The 16404-nt window shown below is 65.4% G+C and carries 18 protein-coding genes and 1 tRNA gene; 1 reads left to right on the forward strand and 18 read right to left on the reverse strand.

Going from position 1 to position 16404, the window contains the following annotated elements; translation table 11 throughout:
* Window positions 1-13: 13 nt before the first annotated feature.
* A complete protein-coding gene (locus BMY53_RS12570; RefSeq protein ID WP_092946807.1) occupies window positions 14-784 on the forward strand; it encodes a substrate-binding periplasmic protein in 771 nt (256 codons plus the stop codon).
* A gap of 197 nt (window positions 785-981) precedes the next feature.
* Here BMY53_RS12570 and BMY53_RS25920 read toward each other — a convergent pair.
* From BMY53_RS25920 to BMY53_RS12660, 18 genes are all read right to left on the reverse strand, one after another.
* Window positions 982-1098, reverse strand: a tRNA-Pro gene (locus tag BMY53_RS25920).
* A 682-nt stretch (window positions 1099-1780) separates the two neighbouring features.
* Window positions 1781-2002, reverse strand: coding sequence for a hypothetical protein (locus BMY53_RS12580; RefSeq protein ID WP_092946809.1), 222 nt, complete (start codon window positions 2000-2002; stop codon window positions 1781-1783).
* 103 nt (window positions 2003-2105) lie between these two features.
* Window positions 2106-2348, reverse strand: a complete 243-nt coding sequence (locus BMY53_RS12585; RefSeq protein WP_092946810.1) for a hypothetical protein — start codon at window positions 2346-2348, stop codon at window positions 2106-2108.
* Window positions 2345-3544 carry a helix-turn-helix domain-containing protein gene (locus tag BMY53_RS12590; RefSeq protein WP_177200850.1) on the reverse strand — a complete coding sequence of 400 codons (1200 nt, stop codon included), beginning with the start codon at window positions 3542-3544 and terminating at the stop codon, window positions 2345-2347. The genes BMY53_RS12585 and BMY53_RS12590 overlap by 4 nt, the downstream gene beginning before the upstream one ends.
* Window positions 3526-3714, reverse strand: a complete 189-nt coding sequence (locus BMY53_RS12595) for a hypothetical protein (RefSeq protein ID WP_092946812.1) — start codon at window positions 3712-3714, stop codon at window positions 3526-3528. The genes BMY53_RS12590 and BMY53_RS12595 overlap by 19 nt, the downstream gene beginning before the upstream one ends.
* Entirely contained in the window at window positions 3707-4147 is a 441-nt protein-coding gene (locus BMY53_RS12600) for a hypothetical protein (protein ID WP_092946813.1), read from the reverse strand. The genes BMY53_RS12595 and BMY53_RS12600 overlap by 8 nt, the downstream gene beginning before the upstream one ends.
* Entirely contained in the window at window positions 4144-4476 is a 333-nt protein-coding gene (locus BMY53_RS12605; RefSeq protein WP_255370168.1) for a DUF7220 family protein, read from the reverse strand. Before BMY53_RS12605 ends, BMY53_RS12600 begins: the two co-directional genes overlap by 4 nt.
* Window positions 4473-4907: a dATP/dGTP diphosphohydrolase domain-containing protein gene (locus tag BMY53_RS12610; RefSeq protein WP_092946814.1), complete on the reverse strand. Its 435-nt coding sequence runs from the start codon at window positions 4905-4907 to the stop codon at window positions 4473-4475. Before BMY53_RS12610 ends, BMY53_RS12605 begins: the two co-directional genes overlap by 4 nt.
* A complete protein-coding gene (locus BMY53_RS12615; RefSeq protein WP_092946815.1) occupies window positions 4904-5362 on the reverse strand; it encodes a lysozyme in 459 nt (152 codons plus the stop codon). Before BMY53_RS12615 ends, BMY53_RS12610 begins: the two co-directional genes overlap by 4 nt.
* Window positions 5349-5606: a holin gene (locus tag BMY53_RS12620; protein ID WP_092946816.1), complete on the reverse strand. Its 258-nt coding sequence runs from the start codon at window positions 5604-5606 to the stop codon at window positions 5349-5351. Before BMY53_RS12620 ends, BMY53_RS12615 begins: the two co-directional genes overlap by 14 nt.
* Before the next feature lie 137 nt (window positions 5607-5743).
* Window positions 5744-6397 carry a DUF4376 domain-containing protein gene (locus BMY53_RS12625; protein WP_092946817.1) on the reverse strand — a complete coding sequence of 218 codons (654 nt, stop codon included), beginning with the start codon at window positions 6395-6397 and terminating at the stop codon, window positions 5744-5746.
* 9 nt (window positions 6398-6406) lie between these two features.
* Complete coding sequence (locus tag BMY53_RS12630) at window positions 6407-7153, reverse strand: hypothetical protein (RefSeq protein ID WP_092946818.1); 747 nt, start codon at window positions 7151-7153, stop codon at window positions 6407-6409.
* A complete protein-coding gene (locus BMY53_RS12635) occupies window positions 7150-7434 on the reverse strand; it encodes a hypothetical protein (RefSeq protein WP_092946819.1) in 285 nt (94 codons plus the stop codon). The genes BMY53_RS12630 and BMY53_RS12635 overlap by 4 nt, the downstream gene beginning before the upstream one ends.
* Entirely contained in the window at window positions 7431-12041 is a 4611-nt protein-coding gene (locus tag BMY53_RS12640) for a host specificity factor TipJ family phage tail protein (protein ID WP_143074052.1), read from the reverse strand. The genes BMY53_RS12635 and BMY53_RS12640 overlap by 4 nt, the downstream gene beginning before the upstream one ends.
* Entirely contained in the window at window positions 12032-12433 is a 402-nt protein-coding gene (locus BMY53_RS12645) for a hypothetical protein (protein ID WP_092946821.1), read from the reverse strand. Before BMY53_RS12645 ends, BMY53_RS12640 begins: the two co-directional genes overlap by 10 nt.
* 2 nt (window positions 12434-12435) lie before the next feature.
* A complete protein-coding gene (locus tag BMY53_RS12650; protein ID WP_092946822.1) occupies window positions 12436-12894 on the reverse strand; it encodes a DUF1833 family protein in 459 nt (152 codons plus the stop codon).
* Window positions 12891-13247 (reverse strand): hypothetical protein, encoded by a 357-nt coding sequence (locus BMY53_RS12655; RefSeq protein WP_255370169.1) that lies wholly within the window; start codon window positions 13245-13247, stop codon window positions 12891-12893. Before BMY53_RS12655 ends, BMY53_RS12650 begins: the two co-directional genes overlap by 4 nt.
* A 1-nt stretch (window position 13248) precedes the next feature.
* On the reverse strand, window positions 13249-16404 hold the full coding sequence (locus BMY53_RS12660) for a phage tail tape measure protein (RefSeq protein WP_092946823.1): 3156 nt from the start codon (window positions 16402-16404) through the stop codon (window positions 13249-13251).

Here is a 16404-nt window from a genome sequence, read left to right on the forward strand (position 1 = left end):
AAAGGCCTGCTCCATGCTCACTCGCAGAGGCGTCCTGACCCTTGGAACCCTGGGATGCCTGTCCGCTACAGGACAACCACTGCCCCGCACCTTGCTGGTGGCATCGGGTGAGATCCCGCCCTACGCCAGTGCGCGCAGCGAGGACAGCTTCCTGGGCGCGCTGTTCGACGAGATCGGCCCGGAGATGGGCGCGGCGCTGGAGTTCCGCTACATGCCGTGGAAGCGTTGCGAGGCGGCCGTGGACGACCTCGCCGTATGGGGCGCAGTGCCTTATGTCCCCACCCCGGAACGGGAGGCAAGATGCCTGTTCTCCGCGCCGCTTTACGCGAAGAAGACCAAGCTCTTCTATTACGCTCCCGGTGATCAGGCCCCGCCGGTAGCCAGCTACTCCGCGCTCGCAGAACTGCGCAGGTTCCGTATTGGCGGGGTGCGCGGCTACTACTACGAGCAACTGCTGCGGGACGCAGGCATCCAGATGGACGCTGCCGTCAGTGAGGAGCAGAACTTCAAGAAGCTGTTTGCGGGCCGGGTGGACTTCGTCGCTGCCGTGGACACGGTGGGATGGTCGCTCATCCCGAGGCTGTTCTCACCGCGTGAGGCGAAGAACTTTCACACCTTGGAGACGCCACTGCATGTCGGCTTCAACTACCTGATGACGTCAAAGCGCTTCCCCGAGACCGGGCCGTTGCTGGAGCGTTTCAACGCGGCGCTGGAGAAGCTTCGGCGGGATGGGCGCTACAAGCGGGTGGCCGACCGATTCGGGTTGGGGAACAGCGCCAATTGACCCGCTGCAGATCAACTCAACACCCTGCTTGCCGGCCTGGTCGTCAAGAAACGCGCTCGGCTGACCGAAGGTTGAAGAAAAACCGTCGGACAGCGAGGCTGCTGAGCCCGCCTGAGGTGTGCAGCACGCTGCTGCTGGCGTGGCCCGCCCAAAAAACAAAGCCGACTGGGGTGACCCAGTCGGCTCTGCGAGATAGATGGTCGGGGCGGCGGGATTCGAACTCGCGACCCTCTGCTCCCAAAGCAGGTGCGAAGTTCAACAGCCATCGGGCAAGGTGCCGCAACTGTCTATCGGAATGGCGGCGCTTCACCCCCCTTTTTATCGCGGTTTGCGGCTCTTCGATAGACAGCCTTTTCGGTCCTCTATCGCCCCAATGCTGTATAAACATACAGTATGCAAGGCGGCTCGAACTTTTACCCAGACCCCACTCCCTGCTGGCACTGCCATTGGTTCGGCTACCTGATGGCCGAGAACGGCCACGGCGTTTGTGTCAACCCGAATCTTGTCGCGGTCGTGGCCACGCCCAGAAATGGGTGTGCTCATTGGCGCAGGGAGCCTGGCTCAGACGACAGCGCTTGGCCGCCGGAGGCGGTCGGCTACCGTTCTCCCGTACAGGTGCGCATCGAGGCCGAGCGGGACCGGTTGGTGAAGATCCGCGAGTTGGGGCAGCGTGCGGCACTGCCCCACGGCGTGTACGCCGAATGCAGGGACCGGAGCGGGATTCTGGCGCCGTCTGGCTTCGGCCTCACGGCCGACCCAAGCGAGGCTCAGGCAGTGATCGAGCGACTAGGGGTCAATGCGGCAATCAGGTCCGGGAGGCTCTAGCCTACCCCGGCTCTTTCGCGCGATCTATGGCAGCCTCCAGCCAGTCCCTCCCGAGCCGCTGGAGCTTCTCCCATCGCGCCTCGTTCAGACGCACCGTCCGAGGCTTGGTGGTCTCTGAAGGAGCCAGCCGGGGCGGCCTGCCCCTGCGCTTTGGCTCCTCGATAGCGCCGCTCATTCGCGCCAGTCGCCGATGACGATCTCGCCTTCAGCGCCGACCTCCTCGGCCACAACCCGCGCGGCGGCCAGCAGCTCAGCATCCGGCAGGCCGGCCTGCTCTTCGGTGGTCAGGACGATGCCGCCGCCGGTGGAGTCGGCGTCAGCTGCGATGAAAGCGGCGCGGTAGGTATTGGTCATTCTGATCTCCCTGTTGCTGGCCGGCACCGTGCCGTCCATGGAATTAATGTAATACGCTAATGCTGAGTAGGCAAGAGATTTCGCGTATTACGATAATTCAGGGGACATGAATGCTTGCCTCAGGCGGTCGAGCGAGTTTTACCTACAGGTCGCCCCAGCGGCTGCGGCCACGGAAAACCGGCGGCGGCAGCTTCTTCTCCTGGGGGTGGATCGGCTTGTAGCTGACCGCCCGGAATAGGCCGTCGCGCCGCTGGCGCATCACCAGGAAATGCGGGAAGCGCCCCCACCTGGACCGGCGCACGCTCAGGTAGATGCTGGCATCACCCTTGCGTCGGCGCCTGAGGTACAGGCAGACCGCCCAGATCAGGCAGTTCGACCGTTTCACGCGACCTCCGCCAGCATCTCAGGGGTGACCGTGTAGCGGCCCACCTCCCCGTGTTGGTCGTGCAGAAGAATCACCTTCATGTCGCGCGGCGCCCGGTACCCGCCCCAGGTCGCATAGGCGTCCTTTGCTGCCAGGGTACGGAAGGATTCCACCGACACCCCGGGGTGGTCCTTCTGGACCGACTGGTGATGCACGTGGCCCATCCACCAGTACCGGTGGCGGGTCTGGCCCCAGTCTTCGGCCCGGTCGGTCGCCATCACGCCAGGCAGACGCTCCGGCTTGATGCTGTGGCCGTGGTGGACGCCCACCAGCGTGGCGCCGTGGCGGATGTAGTGGCACGGGGTCGGGCTGGCATCCACCACCACCCGGGGTTCGTTCTCGTAGGCGTGGGCCAGGCAAATGCTCAGCCACAGGGAGCCCGTGTCGTCGTGATTTCCCACCGCATTGATCACGCGCACCCGCTTGTGCTTCGTGAGGGCGGTGTCAATCATGGTCCGCAGGGTCAGGACGGCCACGCGCGCCATCTTGGCGTAGCGGCTGTCCATGTCCAGGCGGTGACCGCTGCGGGTGGTGACGCCTTCCATGTTGTCGGCGTGGAGGAAGTCGCCGAGGTTCACCACCACGGCTTCCTCGCAGGCAGGCGCCATTTCCACCAGGCGGGCCATTGCCGTGCAGTGCAGCCGCTCCGCCTGCTTCAGGTCCCAGGCCTCGCCCGTCTCTTCTGGCCAGGACATCATGCCGATGTGCGCATCCCCGATGGGGTAGCAGGCCATGAGGTGCGAGCTGTAGGCGTCGTCATTGGCTGCCGGTCGGCGAGGCTTCACGCGCGGCAGCTCGGCGGCCATGGCCTCCAGCCCTGCGCGCAGCGCCTCCTGCTGGGCGGCTTGTTCCGGCGACTGCCGCTCCCAGGTCCGCTCCACGGCGCCATCCTTGGCGCGCTGGACCGTCACCTTTCCCATCAGGTAGCCCGGCGCCACGCCGCTGACGAAGTGGCCCGGCGCATGCCCTTTGCGGGCCGCCCGCTTGCGCGCATGGTCAAAGGCATTGCTCACGGCGCTCTTGCTGACCCCCAGAACTTCCGCCGCCCGCCGCTGGGTACCGTGCAGCGCGACCGCTTCCAGAATCTCTCGCTCTCGCGCAGTGGCGAATTCGGTGAGTAGGTCGAACTCCGCCGGGGTCATTGCTTGGGCTCCCATTCGCCGCAGCCCTCATCCGCATTGACGGCCGGGAACTCGGACACCGGCTCATCCCCGATCACGATCACAGTGGGCGGGTGGGCCCGGCATTCGCCGTACTCCGCCACCGTGGCGCTGTCGGTCGGCGCCGGCCGGTAGTGCTTGCAGTCGCTGCAGGTGCGGTCACTCATGGTCCGGGTCCTTGCTCAGTGCGTCTCGTTGGGCTCGTAGCTCTTCAAGGTGTCGCGGGCCTTCTTCAACCAGGCCCGCGCTCTCTCGGAGTAGCTCAACGAGTCCGGCGAGTCTTGGGTCAGCACCGCAGGTTGCGGAAGCGGCCGGGGCGGGGGCGGACACGATGCGGTCGAGACTGTGCCGCACCCGCTCAAGGTCAGAGCGAGCAGGCAGAGCGGCAGCAGCATTACGCTGCTGCGCCTGCGCAAAGTTGTCCATGCGGCGGATCGTGGAGACAGCATTGGTGCGCTCTACCTTTCTGGCCTCTTCGCTGGCCTGCGCCCGGTTGGCAGCGGCTTTGCCCTCCGCCCAATGGATGTGGAAGCGAATGCCCGCCGCGAAGGCGAGCATCAGGGCTACGAGCCCGATCAGAATTCGAGTTGACCAGGTCATGAGCCACCCTCCCCGGCCAGCCGCCGCGACAGCGCCACAAGGTGCGCGTTGAACCACCGGCGGATCGCGTACTGACGGACGATGGAGACTGCGGTGTAGACCCAGCCCATCCAGAAGTTCTGGGCCGCGCTCGGGTGCGCGCCGATCAGCGGCAGGATCAGGAAATTGGCAATGAAGTTGAACGCGAAGCCGACCGCGATGTTCACCCACGCCTCCGCGATGGCGCTGCGCGGGGACTGGCCCGGACCTGGCGCGCGGGTGTAGGCCCGCCAGGTGAAGAGCGCCACGAACACGAAGCTGGCGAGCCCACATGCGATGAGGGTGCTCATGGGGCCTCCGTGTCGGCGATGGTGAAATGGCGCACTTTCTTGTCGGCATGCATGTCGAGCAGCATCCCGGCATGTGCGTTCAGGTCGCTCAAGTCCAGGTCCTGGCGCGGCGGTCGGTCGTCTTCCCAGTTCCCTTGAAGGATCGAGTCGCGCAGAACCATCAGGCCGGCGATGGCTTTATCGATGTGATGGAGCTTCGACTCCTCATCGATGTCCTGCCCCTCCCACCAGGAGAGCAGGTGTCGCCCCACCACTGCATCGAAGTAGACCGATGCCCGTACGCCAGCGGCGCGGTAGTTGTGGCGACCGTACTTCAACGCCCCCTCCATCATGGCCAGGCCCACGCGCCACAGCACGCGGACGGGTAGACAGGAGATCGGCACCTTGCGGATACCAACGGCATCCTTGGGGTTGGTGGGCTTCTCGCTCATGCGCGTCCTTCACACAGTGCGCGCTCATTCGCACGGCGCTTCACCAGGCCGGGCAACTGCTGGCCGCCGGCATAGGTCCATCGGGAAAGTTCCGCGCATCCGCCCGCATAGTCGCGGGCCAGCAGCTTGCGGGACATGGTGGAGTTGCAGAAGGCCGAAGCGCCCACGTTGTACGCGAAGGACAAGGTTGCAGCCTTGACGTGGTCAGGTGCATCCGCAGGCACGCAGGCGGCAATGCCGGCCCAGTGCTGAGCCAGCGAATCGCCAAGCATGTCCCGGCATTCCTGCGGGCTGTACGGGCGCATCTGCACGTGCGTCTCGCCGTAGCAGACCGTCAGGATCCCGACCGGGTCGCGGTATGGCTCAGTCCGAAGCCCCTCGGAGACCATGACTACTGGCGCGGCAAGCAGCAGCGCCGCTGCTCCTGCCGCCGCAAGCGCCTTAGGCTTGCTCATCGTATTCCGGCAGCTTCCCGCCGCCGCCCGCCTGCCGCTCGGCCAGCTCGTAGTGCTTGCGCTTGTAGTACCAGTTGACGACGAAGCCACCCAGGGCGATCAGCAAGCCGATGAGGGCAACCAGGTCGTTGGAACTCAGGCCGCCTGCCACGGCAGCGCCGGCACCGCTATAGGTGACCTTGCTGCCGCTCGCGGCCACCGCCGCTTCGAATGCGCTCACCGCGCCGTCCGTCTTGTCGCCCATGGCGGAACCCTTCTGTGGTGCGGCGCACGGCGCCAAAACAAAAAGGCCCACCCCCAGATTGAGGGTGAGCCTTGAACGGACCGAAGCCTACAGCGCCTGCGGCGATCGCGCTTGAAAGCGTGCCGAAAACGGAATGCTTAAGTTGTAGGCCAGTCGATGGACTGCACTTCTGCCACAGTTGCCGCCGCGTCGATGGCCTCCCGCAGCAGTCGGGCGGTCTCGTGCGCGCTGGCCACCTGCTGGCCCAGCGCTTCACCGAGCGCCATCAGGTCTGCAGCGCTGAGCGTCCGAATGCTGTTGTCCGCCAGGGTCCAGTCCATGCTGAAGGGCTGGCCAGCGGCCACGGCCTGGGCCGCCAACTGCACCGCGCCCATGATGCGCAGCTGCGCCCGCTCATCGGCATCGAACACGGAACCATCCCAGGTCAGTGGGCCGAACTCGTGGGCCTCGCGCAGCTGCTTGATCTGAGCCCAGCGCCGGTCTCTTGCCTTCTGAAGGTCGCCAACTGCGGCGATCTGGCTGCCGCCCACGAACGGCGAGTCCGATGCGGCCAGCAGCACCTGCTCAATGCTGCCAAAGAAGTCAGTGGGATTGAGACCGAGGAACGGGACCAGCAGCGGCGACCAGTGGTAGGCCGGCTGCTCCGCCGACAGGTTGTCCTCGGTGACGTAGCTGGCCAACCGCACCAGCAGCACCTCGGGCGCTTGGGTGATGTTGGATTCGACGTGCAGCACCTGGTGGAGCGTGCACTGAGCGCCGTTGGGCGCATTCAGGTTTTTCAGGATCGGCATTCTTCCTCCTCAGGTCAGGCCGTTCGCGTCGATAAGGAAAGCCGTGACAGCACGGCCGGTGTAGTTCTCGTTGCCGGGACTCTCGCCGGCGCCGTACTCCACAACGTCGCCGTTCACGCGCTGCTGTCGCTGGGCCCGCGCAATGACAGTCCCGCTCAGCGTCCATCCGTGGATGTAGGCATCCGCCCGCCACTGGTTGCGCGCCGCGTTCACCAGCACCCAAGCCGGGTCAATGAAGCCGAGGGCGAAGCCCATCACTGCCGGGGTGACGATGCCGGAAGGGATCGTTGCGGAGCTCACGCCAGCGGCCAGGTCCACCACGCCGGCGAACATCAGGTTGCGGTTCAGCCCGAACTCATAGGCCAGCGTCACGCCGTCGTTCTGCCGGATCCGCATGCCGTAGGTGGAGTGCGTGGTGGGGCGGCCGAAGCAGTAGATGTCGATGGGCGCGGCCACATTGCTGGCGTCCTGGTTGAACACCACGAAGTCCCAGGTGTTGCCAGATCTGGTCATCTTGGCCACGCCACAGCACCGAGTGGACAGCGACAGGAACGGCACCACAACCGGCGAAGCCGTGACGATCCGGTACCGCTTGAATGTCGGCTTGGTTCCGCCGCCCGGGCTCAACCCGTTCATATCCGGCGCCACCTCGTCCTGGACGAACGAGGCCTTGCCGATGTAGTTCAAGCCAAAGCCGTCGCTGGCCACCAGCAGACCCAGGCCCGGAGTCTTGATCCGAATGCCAAAGGTGCTCATGAAACCACCAGCATGAATGACTGCGGGAACGCCGACGTGCCCACGGTCAGGCGTGGATAGCCGAGGGCGTAATCAACGGCCGCCCCACCCACTGCACCGTTCAGGTCCATGCTCACCATCCGGACCGTGCGGCCGACGAAGGTGGGGTAGGTCCTGGTGTAGCCAGCAGCGTTTGCGGGTTCGTTGATGAAGTCCAGGCACACCCCGGCGGTGGCCACGCGGCTATCGAACCAGACCGCTAGGTTTGCCGCGTTGCGGACTCGGAAGCCGAACTCGCTCATGCCAGCTTCCCCAGGTCGATGATCTGGGCATTCGTGTCGGTGAAGATCGACAGCAGGTTCTGAGCGATCTGGATGCCGCTGGCGGTGCCGCCGTTGATGCCCGTAGAGATCAATGTCGCAGACAGGCGCTTGATGTGCGCTGCGTCGATCACCGCGGCATCCATGTAGGTGGCAACGACCGCTTCGGTGAGCCGCCCAGCGATCAGCGAAGGGCCTGGGCTGTAGGCCCCTGGGCCTGTCGCAGTCGCGCCAACCGCCTCAAGTTGCGGCGCAGCCAGCCAGAACCAGGAATCGGTGAGCCCTTGGCCACTGAGCGTGTTGTGCTTCCGAACATAGGGCCGCATGTACACGGCATTGGACGGCGCCGACGCCAAGACGAAGGGACGCTTGTACGCGTTGATGTCGTCGGCGTTGGTGATCGCCGGCCAAGCCGGCAACGTGGCGCCCGAGTAGGCTTCGGAGATGAAGCTGCCATCCACTGCGAAGAACTGGATTCCAACCCCGCCGCAGCAGCGGTGCGCCTGGAAATAGACCGACATGCAATAGCGCTGGCCGGCCAGAACAGGGACGGAGTGGGCCAGGTCCCACGCCCCCAGCGGGTAGATGTCCGCACCCACGCCGTTGTCCCCCGTGCCATTGTTGGTGGCCTGGTGAATCGTCAGGTTGCGGGTTCCGGTGCCGTGCAGCGTGTAGGTGTCAGGCCAGAAGTTTGAGGCGTACTGCAGGCCCACATCAATGCTGCCGGCCACAGTGTTTCCGTAGGCCATCGTCACTGACGAGGTTTGGTCCGAGTTGGGGATCAGGTTCGCGCTGCTGGCATTGCTGCTGTTGAGCCAGCCATTGGAGGGGTTGACCAGCGATGAGTCGAGATTCACCACCCCAGACTGGAAGGCGATCGACCCGTTCGGGTTCCGCATCGTCACCTGGCCGTCGAAGGTGCTGGTGCCACGGATGTGCACGTTGCTGAACTCGGCGGAGCCGTCAGCACCGATGTTCCAGCCGCTGTTGTTGGCGACGTAGTTCGTGCTTCGGAGGTATCGGCCCACCGCCAGGGCGCCGGCCAGGATCTTGTCGGCCGACAGCGAGCTGATCTGCGCGTTGTCTACGTACAGAGCCGCCATGTACCCCTCTGTCGCGAGAAGGTACTGGGTGACCGTGTAGCCGACCGCCAGCGCGCCGAAGCGGGCCGGGTCTGTGATCGTGCCGGTGACCTTATCCGAGCCCAGGTTCACTGCATCGGCCGCGAGCGCCGCAGCAGTGACCGCGAGTGGCGCCAAGTCCTGGCCGCCGATCTTTCCGGTGGTGACGGCAATGCCGTTGTCCCCGCCGGCCGGCACCAGCGATTCCACGTCGTCGTTCGTGACCCAGGTCAGCCACAGGCGCAGGGTTGTGCCCAGCGGCGCCGGGTAGCTCGTGATTGGGCCGGTGAACTCGTGCAGCGGCGAGGCATCAGCGAACACCGGCAGTGGGTCGCCGGCCGCCATAACCTTCCCGTAGACCTTCGTCTTCTTGTGGCCATGGCCGGCGGTATAGGTGGGCGTATCGTGCGTGATGATCAGCTTCGAGAAGCCCGCCGCCACCTCCACGTTCTGCGGCGTCGGGGGCGGCGTCGGGTCCTCCGCAATGATGTCGCTGAAGGCTTCCGTCAGGGTCCGCGACAACTGGGCCACACCCTCCGCCAGTACGCCCGCCGTGGTGATGGCGCGGCATGCGAAGGTCCAGGCACCAGCGGGCGGGCGCGTGGTCTCCACGGCACCGGTGTAGATGTCCGAGGCGGCGCCCAGCGGCGTCATGTCAGCCCAGTCATCCACCGACACTGGCGTGAGGCCGGCGCGGTACCGGATCTGCACGCCGGCATAGGCCGGTGGCTTGCTCTCGCTGTAGCCGAAGCGGAAGCGGCGGATGCCGGCGACCAAATCGTCCAACGCGAACTGGTCCACGTTCCACGGTGGCGCGTCCAGGGCGTCGGTCAGGAACAGCACGGACGCGGAGGCGCCCGCCCTGCCCTTCGAATCGAACGGCACCACCTTGATCAGCCAGGAGCCGTTCGTGTCGATCCGGAAGCTGGTCCGGTTGCCCACGGCAGCACCGTCCTGCAGGCGCTGCTCCTGCCCGTCGATGGTGCCCCAGACCTGGCAGTGTTCCACCTCGCCGCTGCAGTCCCAGGCCACATTGAGCTGCACCCACTCGGTGTTGCCCTGGGTGTTGGTCTGGGAGGTCACGCGGATGTTGGACACCACCGGCGGGTCCAACTGCGGGTTGGCCGGTTGGACAGGCGCAGGCTGGTATGCGCCGGTGAGCACATAGGTCCAGAACTCGTCACTCTCCGGCACCACGCGGACCGTGGCGCCCTTGAGGTCCGGCTCTGGCTCGATCTGCACCACCCGCACCCGATAGCCAGGCGTGGCCTTCACGTCGTAGCACCACAGGGTGTCATGGGCGGGGTTGCCGCTGGTGTCTCCAGGGAACGCCACACCATCGGGCCAGGAGCCCGTGAGCGTCAGAACATCGGATGTGCCGGTGAAGGCCTGCACGCCGAAGACGCGGTAATCCACCTCGCCAGGCACGCGCAGGCCGACGAAGCGGCTTGGCAGCGCGGGCACCGGTTGGTCCAGCTCCAGCGAGATCACCCCACCAACCAGCGACGCGCTGACCAGGCGGCCACCGTGGGCCCACTGCGTCATGTCGTGGCTGAGGCTCAGCATGGACATGCGGCGGTAGTCCAGGTGCTCGATGTCAGCGCCGAAGCTGATGTCCTTGAACTGGTACAGGCTCTGGCCGAGGTGGTACCGCGCCAGGACGGCGGCATGCGCTTCGGTGGTGACACCGACACCGGTGATCCGGGCCGGGTTCAGCATCGTGGTGACGCCCGGCGCCGTGACACGCAGGGTGACGGTCTCGAAGTCCTTGTCCCGGTCCTGGTACTGGTATTCGATGCCGTCGGCCGCGTTGGTCAGCGTGTAGCTCACCTGGAAGCTGCCGCGCGTCATGTTGGCCATGTTGACCACGCCGCCAAGCGGTTGGCCGTTGGCCGCCCACATCACGGTGGGGGACGACCCGTTGAGCCACATGAACTGCCCCATGCCGGCAAGCGCGATCTCTTCCAGCAGGTCGTTCAGGCTGATCGCTTCGGTGATCCAACGGTCATAGGTGTAGCCGTTGGCCGCGCAATGCAGCATGAAGCCCTTCAGGCCATCCAAGCCGATCTGGTCATCCGACATGCCCATGCCGAACTGCAGGTTCCCTGCCGCATCTCGGACGCCGCGCAGCACCAGCAGGATCAGCGCCCCTGGGTTGCTGATGCCCTCGGCCCGGGTCGTCGCGTTGATCCAGGCCGTTCCGTTCCACACCGGGAGTGGCCGGGGATGGAACGTGGCACGGACGGTATCCAGCGTGCCGTTGAGTTGGCCTGTGGCCTTGATCTTGATGCCGATGCGACCCCAGTCCGAATAATCAGTGGAGTCCGGCTGGATGCTGCGCAGGTAGGTCCATTGGGCAGTCCGGGTGGTGTTGCTGTCGTTGATGCCGTTTACGCGGCGCATGCGCACCTCGTACTGGCCAGGGTCCACCACCTGGGTCAGGGTGGTGCGTCGCAGCTCGGTGGACTTGTTCGAATAGGAGTAGTTGCCGGGCGTGCCGCTGGTGCCACGACCAAACGGCAGCCAGGAAGACGTGCCGACAGCACGGTACTGAGCTTCCACGATCAGGAACGCGAGCGAGAGGCCCTCGCCCGACTTGTAGAGGCTGTATTCCAGATCGATCTGGAGCTGCAGCGAGTCAACGCTGCTGGTGCGGGTAACCCACTCCTGGGTGTCCTCCAGCAGCGCGCCTTCGATCGTGTCGGCGTTGCTGTACAGCGGAACAGGCACGCTCGGCATGCCACTGAAGCCGTTCGTGTAGACCGTCACGTCGCTGTAGTTGGACAGCGGCGTGTCGCCCACCGATAGATCCGAATAGCTCGCGACGTTGATCCCGCCCAGCAGCGTGCTGGCCAGGTATTGGTCATCGCTCTGGAACCACGTGTATTGGTTGCTGGCCAGGTCCGGCGTCACACGCATCTCGCCCAGCAGCACGCCGATGGGCTCGTTCTGCCGCGCCGAATTCCGCTGGTCGGAGAGGCTGTACACCTCCTTCGCCGTCCCACTGCCGGCCTTCGGAACCTTCGGTGTCAGAACCTTGTTGATGATGGCCGCGCCAGCCACGACGAGGCCAACCGAAAGCATGGAGCCGCCGAAGGCCATCGCTCCGCCCGCAAGGGCGATACCACCGGTGAAATACACCAGCGCCGCGATAGCCACCAACTTCAGCGCGCTCTTCTGCACCGAGGCCCTGCAGGCGATGACCTGGCCGTGCTTGGGCCAGGTACGGGACCACAGCGCACGCGGCACCTCATACCCGCCGATGGAGACGGACCACGCCCCAGAGCCGATGCCATCCAAGTGGCGTTCCAGGAACGATTCCAGGCTCTCACCTGGTTGCAGATCCGCCGGGACGTTGCGCTGGCCTTCCAGCAGCACCGGATGCGGCGTGACGATGAGGCGGCCAGGGGCCGGCGGGTCCAGCAGTTCAGCCGGGGCGCCGCCCACCATTGCGGTGTTCAATTCCATCTGTAGAACCCTTCAACACGAAGGCCGTAGGCCGGCAGCTCGTGAAGGCGATGCATGCGACTGGCGCCGATGACGTGGGAGGTGTGAAGCACCCACGGTTCGTATGCCAAGAAAAAGTAGGTGCCGATGTGCCCCGGGGTGCTCTGGCCGGAATCCAGCATCAACACGGCGTCGCCGTCCTGCGGCGCATCCACCCGGCGACCAAGGGCCGCGGTGTGGGCGACCAACTGGGCGGCCTGGTCAGCCTGCCGGCGTGGGCGTGGCCGGGTGCCGGCGAGCTCAGCGGCTCTGCCGAACAGCTCCCGCTGGACCAGTACAAACAGGTCCGCGCAGTCCATCGAGCGCGCGCAGTAAGGCAGACCGCAGAAGCGGTCGAGATCCTGGGCCCGCACGATCAGAAGATCCCGGGCAGCGTGTGCTGGTTGGCGATCTGCTTGACGGCCGCCTGGCGCATGATCTCGTCCCACCCGGCCGTGGCCGTGGCGGCGGACGGCGTGCACACCACGCTGGAGATCGGCATCTTGAACACCTTCTCCTGCACGTCCGGCTCGCTGCGGTCGATGATGATCAGCCGGGCCATGGTGATAGACCCGGGCGTGATGCGCTCCAGCTCATCGGTGATGCTGGTGCCGGCGTTGCCCATCGTCAGCTGCATACGCGGGGCGCTGCCGCTCACGTCCTCCGGCAGGGTGAAGCCAAAGTTGACGCCGACGTACGTCACGCCCTGGCTGGCCACGTCTTCCGAGTTGTTGGCAATCCGCATCGGCTCCGAGAAGCCAGGGTTCGTGATCTCCAGCAGTTCGATTGAGCCGCCAGGGTTGGTGACGCGCTGATTGTTCTCTCGGAGGCTCATCGCAGGAACTCCAGAACAGCGGTGCGGCTGGCCACCTCGAAGCGCCCAGCCAGAGGCGTCAGGGCGCCCAGCTTCCCGCCCTCGAATCGAACCGACCGGGTCACCTGGTAGCGCGAGTCGAACCAGTCGAACCAACCGATGCGGCCGATGGTGTTGAAGTACCAGTCATCGAAGGCCACGGTGTCGGCCCGGCTCTTGAAGAGCAGGCCGACCGTGACCTTCATCACCACCCTGGTGTTGCCGAGCCTGGTCTTGTCCAGGCCGCGTTCCATCTGGGTGGAGATGACTTCGGGGTCAAAGTCCTCGCTGGTGTTGGCCAGCGTGACACCGACATAGGAAGGGAGTGCGGCCATATCAGTTGGTCTTTAGGCCGAAGCGGCCCTGGGTTGCGCGAGCCGTGATGCCGCCCGACGCCATGTCGTTGGCCACCTCCTTCAGGAGGATCTTCACGAGCGTAGAGCCGTCCGGCTGCTGCTGGGTGGTGGCTTCGGCGTTCGCAGCTTTGCCGGTCTGGTTGTAGACCTCGACCTTCACGTCACCGCCGGACCCGCTGGATGACGCAGCGCCCATGGCGCGCATCTGAGCCGCCGTCAGAACGCTTTCACCCTTCTGAAGGATGGCCGGGTATTCGTCCGAGGCCAGCATGCCGCTATGGAACTTCGGGGCCCCTGCCCAGGTGGATGCCGGCAGCGAGCGGGTGCGGGCCGGAGAGTCTGTGCCGACCACGCCACCGCCGTGGAAGAAGCTTCCGGCCATCGAGAGCACCCCCCCGCTGCCGCCGGTACCGCCAAAGATGCCCGTGATCTGCTTCTGGATCATGATCCGCACGAGATCACTGATGATCGAGTTCGCGAGAGACTTGAAGTCCAGCTTGCCGGTCATCACGAAATTCACCAACGCGTCCTCCATCGAGGAGAAGGCGTTTTCGTAGAACTTCTGGGCCTGGGCGGCGGTGTTGTTGGCGTTCGCCGCATAGTTGGTCATGGCCTCGCCGGCGCCCACAGACCAGTCGCTTTCCTTCGCCAGGCGGGCGTCGTAGTACTTGTCCCACTCGCCGAGCGCCTTCTCGCGAAACTCCTTGATCAGCGCCAGCTGGTCGTCGTACTGCTTTTGCGCGTTCGAATCGAACCGACCCTGCATCTGCGACAGGCTCTTGTTGTTCTCCAGTTGGCGAATCTGGTCGTCGTAGCGGTCGCTGATCTGGTTGCGGCCCTGCTCGCGCTGGCGTGCCTTGTCACCGGCCCCCATCAGCTGCAGCTCGCGGTCCTGCGAGCGCGTCAGTGTGTCGAGGTAGTCCTGAGCGGACTGTCGCGCCTCGGCGTAGGCTTTCTTTGCCGCAGCGGCGGCGGAGTTCTGCTGGATCCCCAGGTTGACCGTGGATGCGGCGGCCTTGTTGTTGATCTCGTTGATCTGCGCGAGGTTGTCCTTGATCTTGCCCTGCAGGCTCAAGCGGTCGGCGGTGGTCAGGTTGTCCCGCTTCATCGACTGCTGAAGTTGCCCGTTCTCGTCGCCCAGCGCCTTCACTTGGGCCTGGCGGTAGAGGTCGATGAATGCCCGCTTGGCGTCGTAGTACTGCTGATCACTGATCAGGCCCGCCTGGCGGGTGGTCTCCAAGACCGATTCGGCATCCTGGTAGGAGGCCGTCAGCGCCGACAGGCTGCGCTGGATGTCCGAGACGGCCGAAGCCGAGCGCGCCGCCTGCGCGCCGGGGTCGTATTCGTCGTTGATGTTCTTGAGCAGCGCCTTGCGTTCGTTAGGCGTGGCGTTGGCCTTATCAGCGAGCTTGTTGGCATCATCAATCGCTCGCGCCCACTTCACTTGCCGACTGAGCGACGCCTCCAGGCGCAGGTTCAGGGTGTCTTTGACGCGCTGGGTTTCGACGCTCTCGGCCTGTTGCTTTGCCGTCTCTTCGCTGACCTGCTTAACCCTCTGCAGGGCCGCCAACTCGGACTCGATAGCCTCGCGGCGTGCTGCAGTGGCGGCGGGATTGTTGGACCTACGGCTGTCCAGCGCCTTCAGGCGAGCTTCTGCATCCGCGATCAGGTCGTCCGTGGTGTCAGCGCGCCCCACCCCTTTCGCCGCGTCCCAGAAGTTGCCGGCGGCAGTCTTGGCTGAGTTCCACGCGCGCTCCAGGTACCCCACGTTCTTGGCTGTCGCGTCCAACCGCTCGCTGAGCTTCCCCATGACGAACACAAGGGCCTCGTCGCCCTTCTGCTGTTCCTCCGCGCGACGGATGTACTTCAGCTGGTCAGCGTCAAGGAAGTTGTAGCTCTTGTTCATCTGCGCCGCGAAGCGCGACACGCTTTCAGCGGAGCCGGCGAAGGTCTTCACCACTTCCTCGTTCGAGGCGCCGGTGACCTTGGCGTAGAGCTGGGCCGCCTGGGCGGATGCCTTCAGCGCGTCCCCGTTCAGTTGGCCGGTGCTCACCAGGCCCTGCAGGATCTCGCGGCTGCTCCCCAGGCTCACGTTCGCCGCGTTGGCCACGCTCTTGGCCATCGCGTTGAACTGCCCTTCGGTCACGCCTGCGGCGTTGCCCGTCAGGATGATTGACTTGCGGAAGTCCTCGCTTTGCTGGGCGCCCTGGTAGTAGGCCATCGCCAGCGCGCCGATGCCGGCGGCGAACCCACCCAGCAGCAGGCGCGTTCCCGTGAACACCGTGCTCAGCGCGGCGGCGGTGTTCTTCAGCCCGCCGAAGGTGCCGCTCAGTTGAGACCCCTGCTGCACCAGCGCAGTCATTGGTGACCCACCGGAGTAGATCTGAACGAACAGGTCGTTCAGTTGAAAACTGAGCTGCTGCGCCTCCTGCGCGGTCAGCTTGGCGCCTTGGCCGAACTTGCGCGTCTGATCCTTCGCGCTTTCCAGCTGCTTGATGTACGGAGCCGCTTGCTCCGAAACACCCAACAGCGCCGCCCGGTAGGCCAGAGCCTCGGCCGTGGACATCTTGTAAGTCGCCGCCTGGGTCTTCAACGAATCCAGGAAACTGTCCTGCTGGCGCTGGGCGGCGAGCTTGGCCTGGCCGGCTTCCCTCTGGGCCTGGGCCTCCGCCAGTGCTGATGTTGCAGCATCGCGCTGCGCTGCGCGCTGGTTCTCCAGTTGCAGGATAAGCGGAGCCGCTTCGGCGGCCACGCCCGCCTGAGCGGCCCGGTACCGGAGCAGGTCCTCGGCGCCCTTGCCGAAGGTGGCTACCTGGTCGCGAAGTGAATCCACCAGGCGGTCGCCGGCCGACGCGGCTTTGTCCGACGACTCGGCCATACCTTCGTTCGCCACCCGGGTGCGGCCCATGGCAGCGGCCAGGGCCGTGGTGGCTGTGGTGGAGTCGCGCACGGCACGCTCAAGGCGATCCATGGCGGCAGCGGACGCCTGGCCGGCATCGCGCATGGCCTTGGCCAGCGCCTCGGCCATCGTGGCGGCCTTGTCGCCGTGCCCGGTGAGCTGGTCCAGGTCCTTCTGGGCCGTCTTCACCTGTGAGGTATCGACGCCTAGACCAAGGGTGGTGATTTCGTCAGCCAT

Origin of the sequence: Roseateles sp. YR242, from assembly GCF_900109745.1 — a bacterium.
Taxonomy (GTDB): Bacteria; Pseudomonadota; Gammaproteobacteria; order Burkholderiales; family Burkholderiaceae_C; genus Roseateles.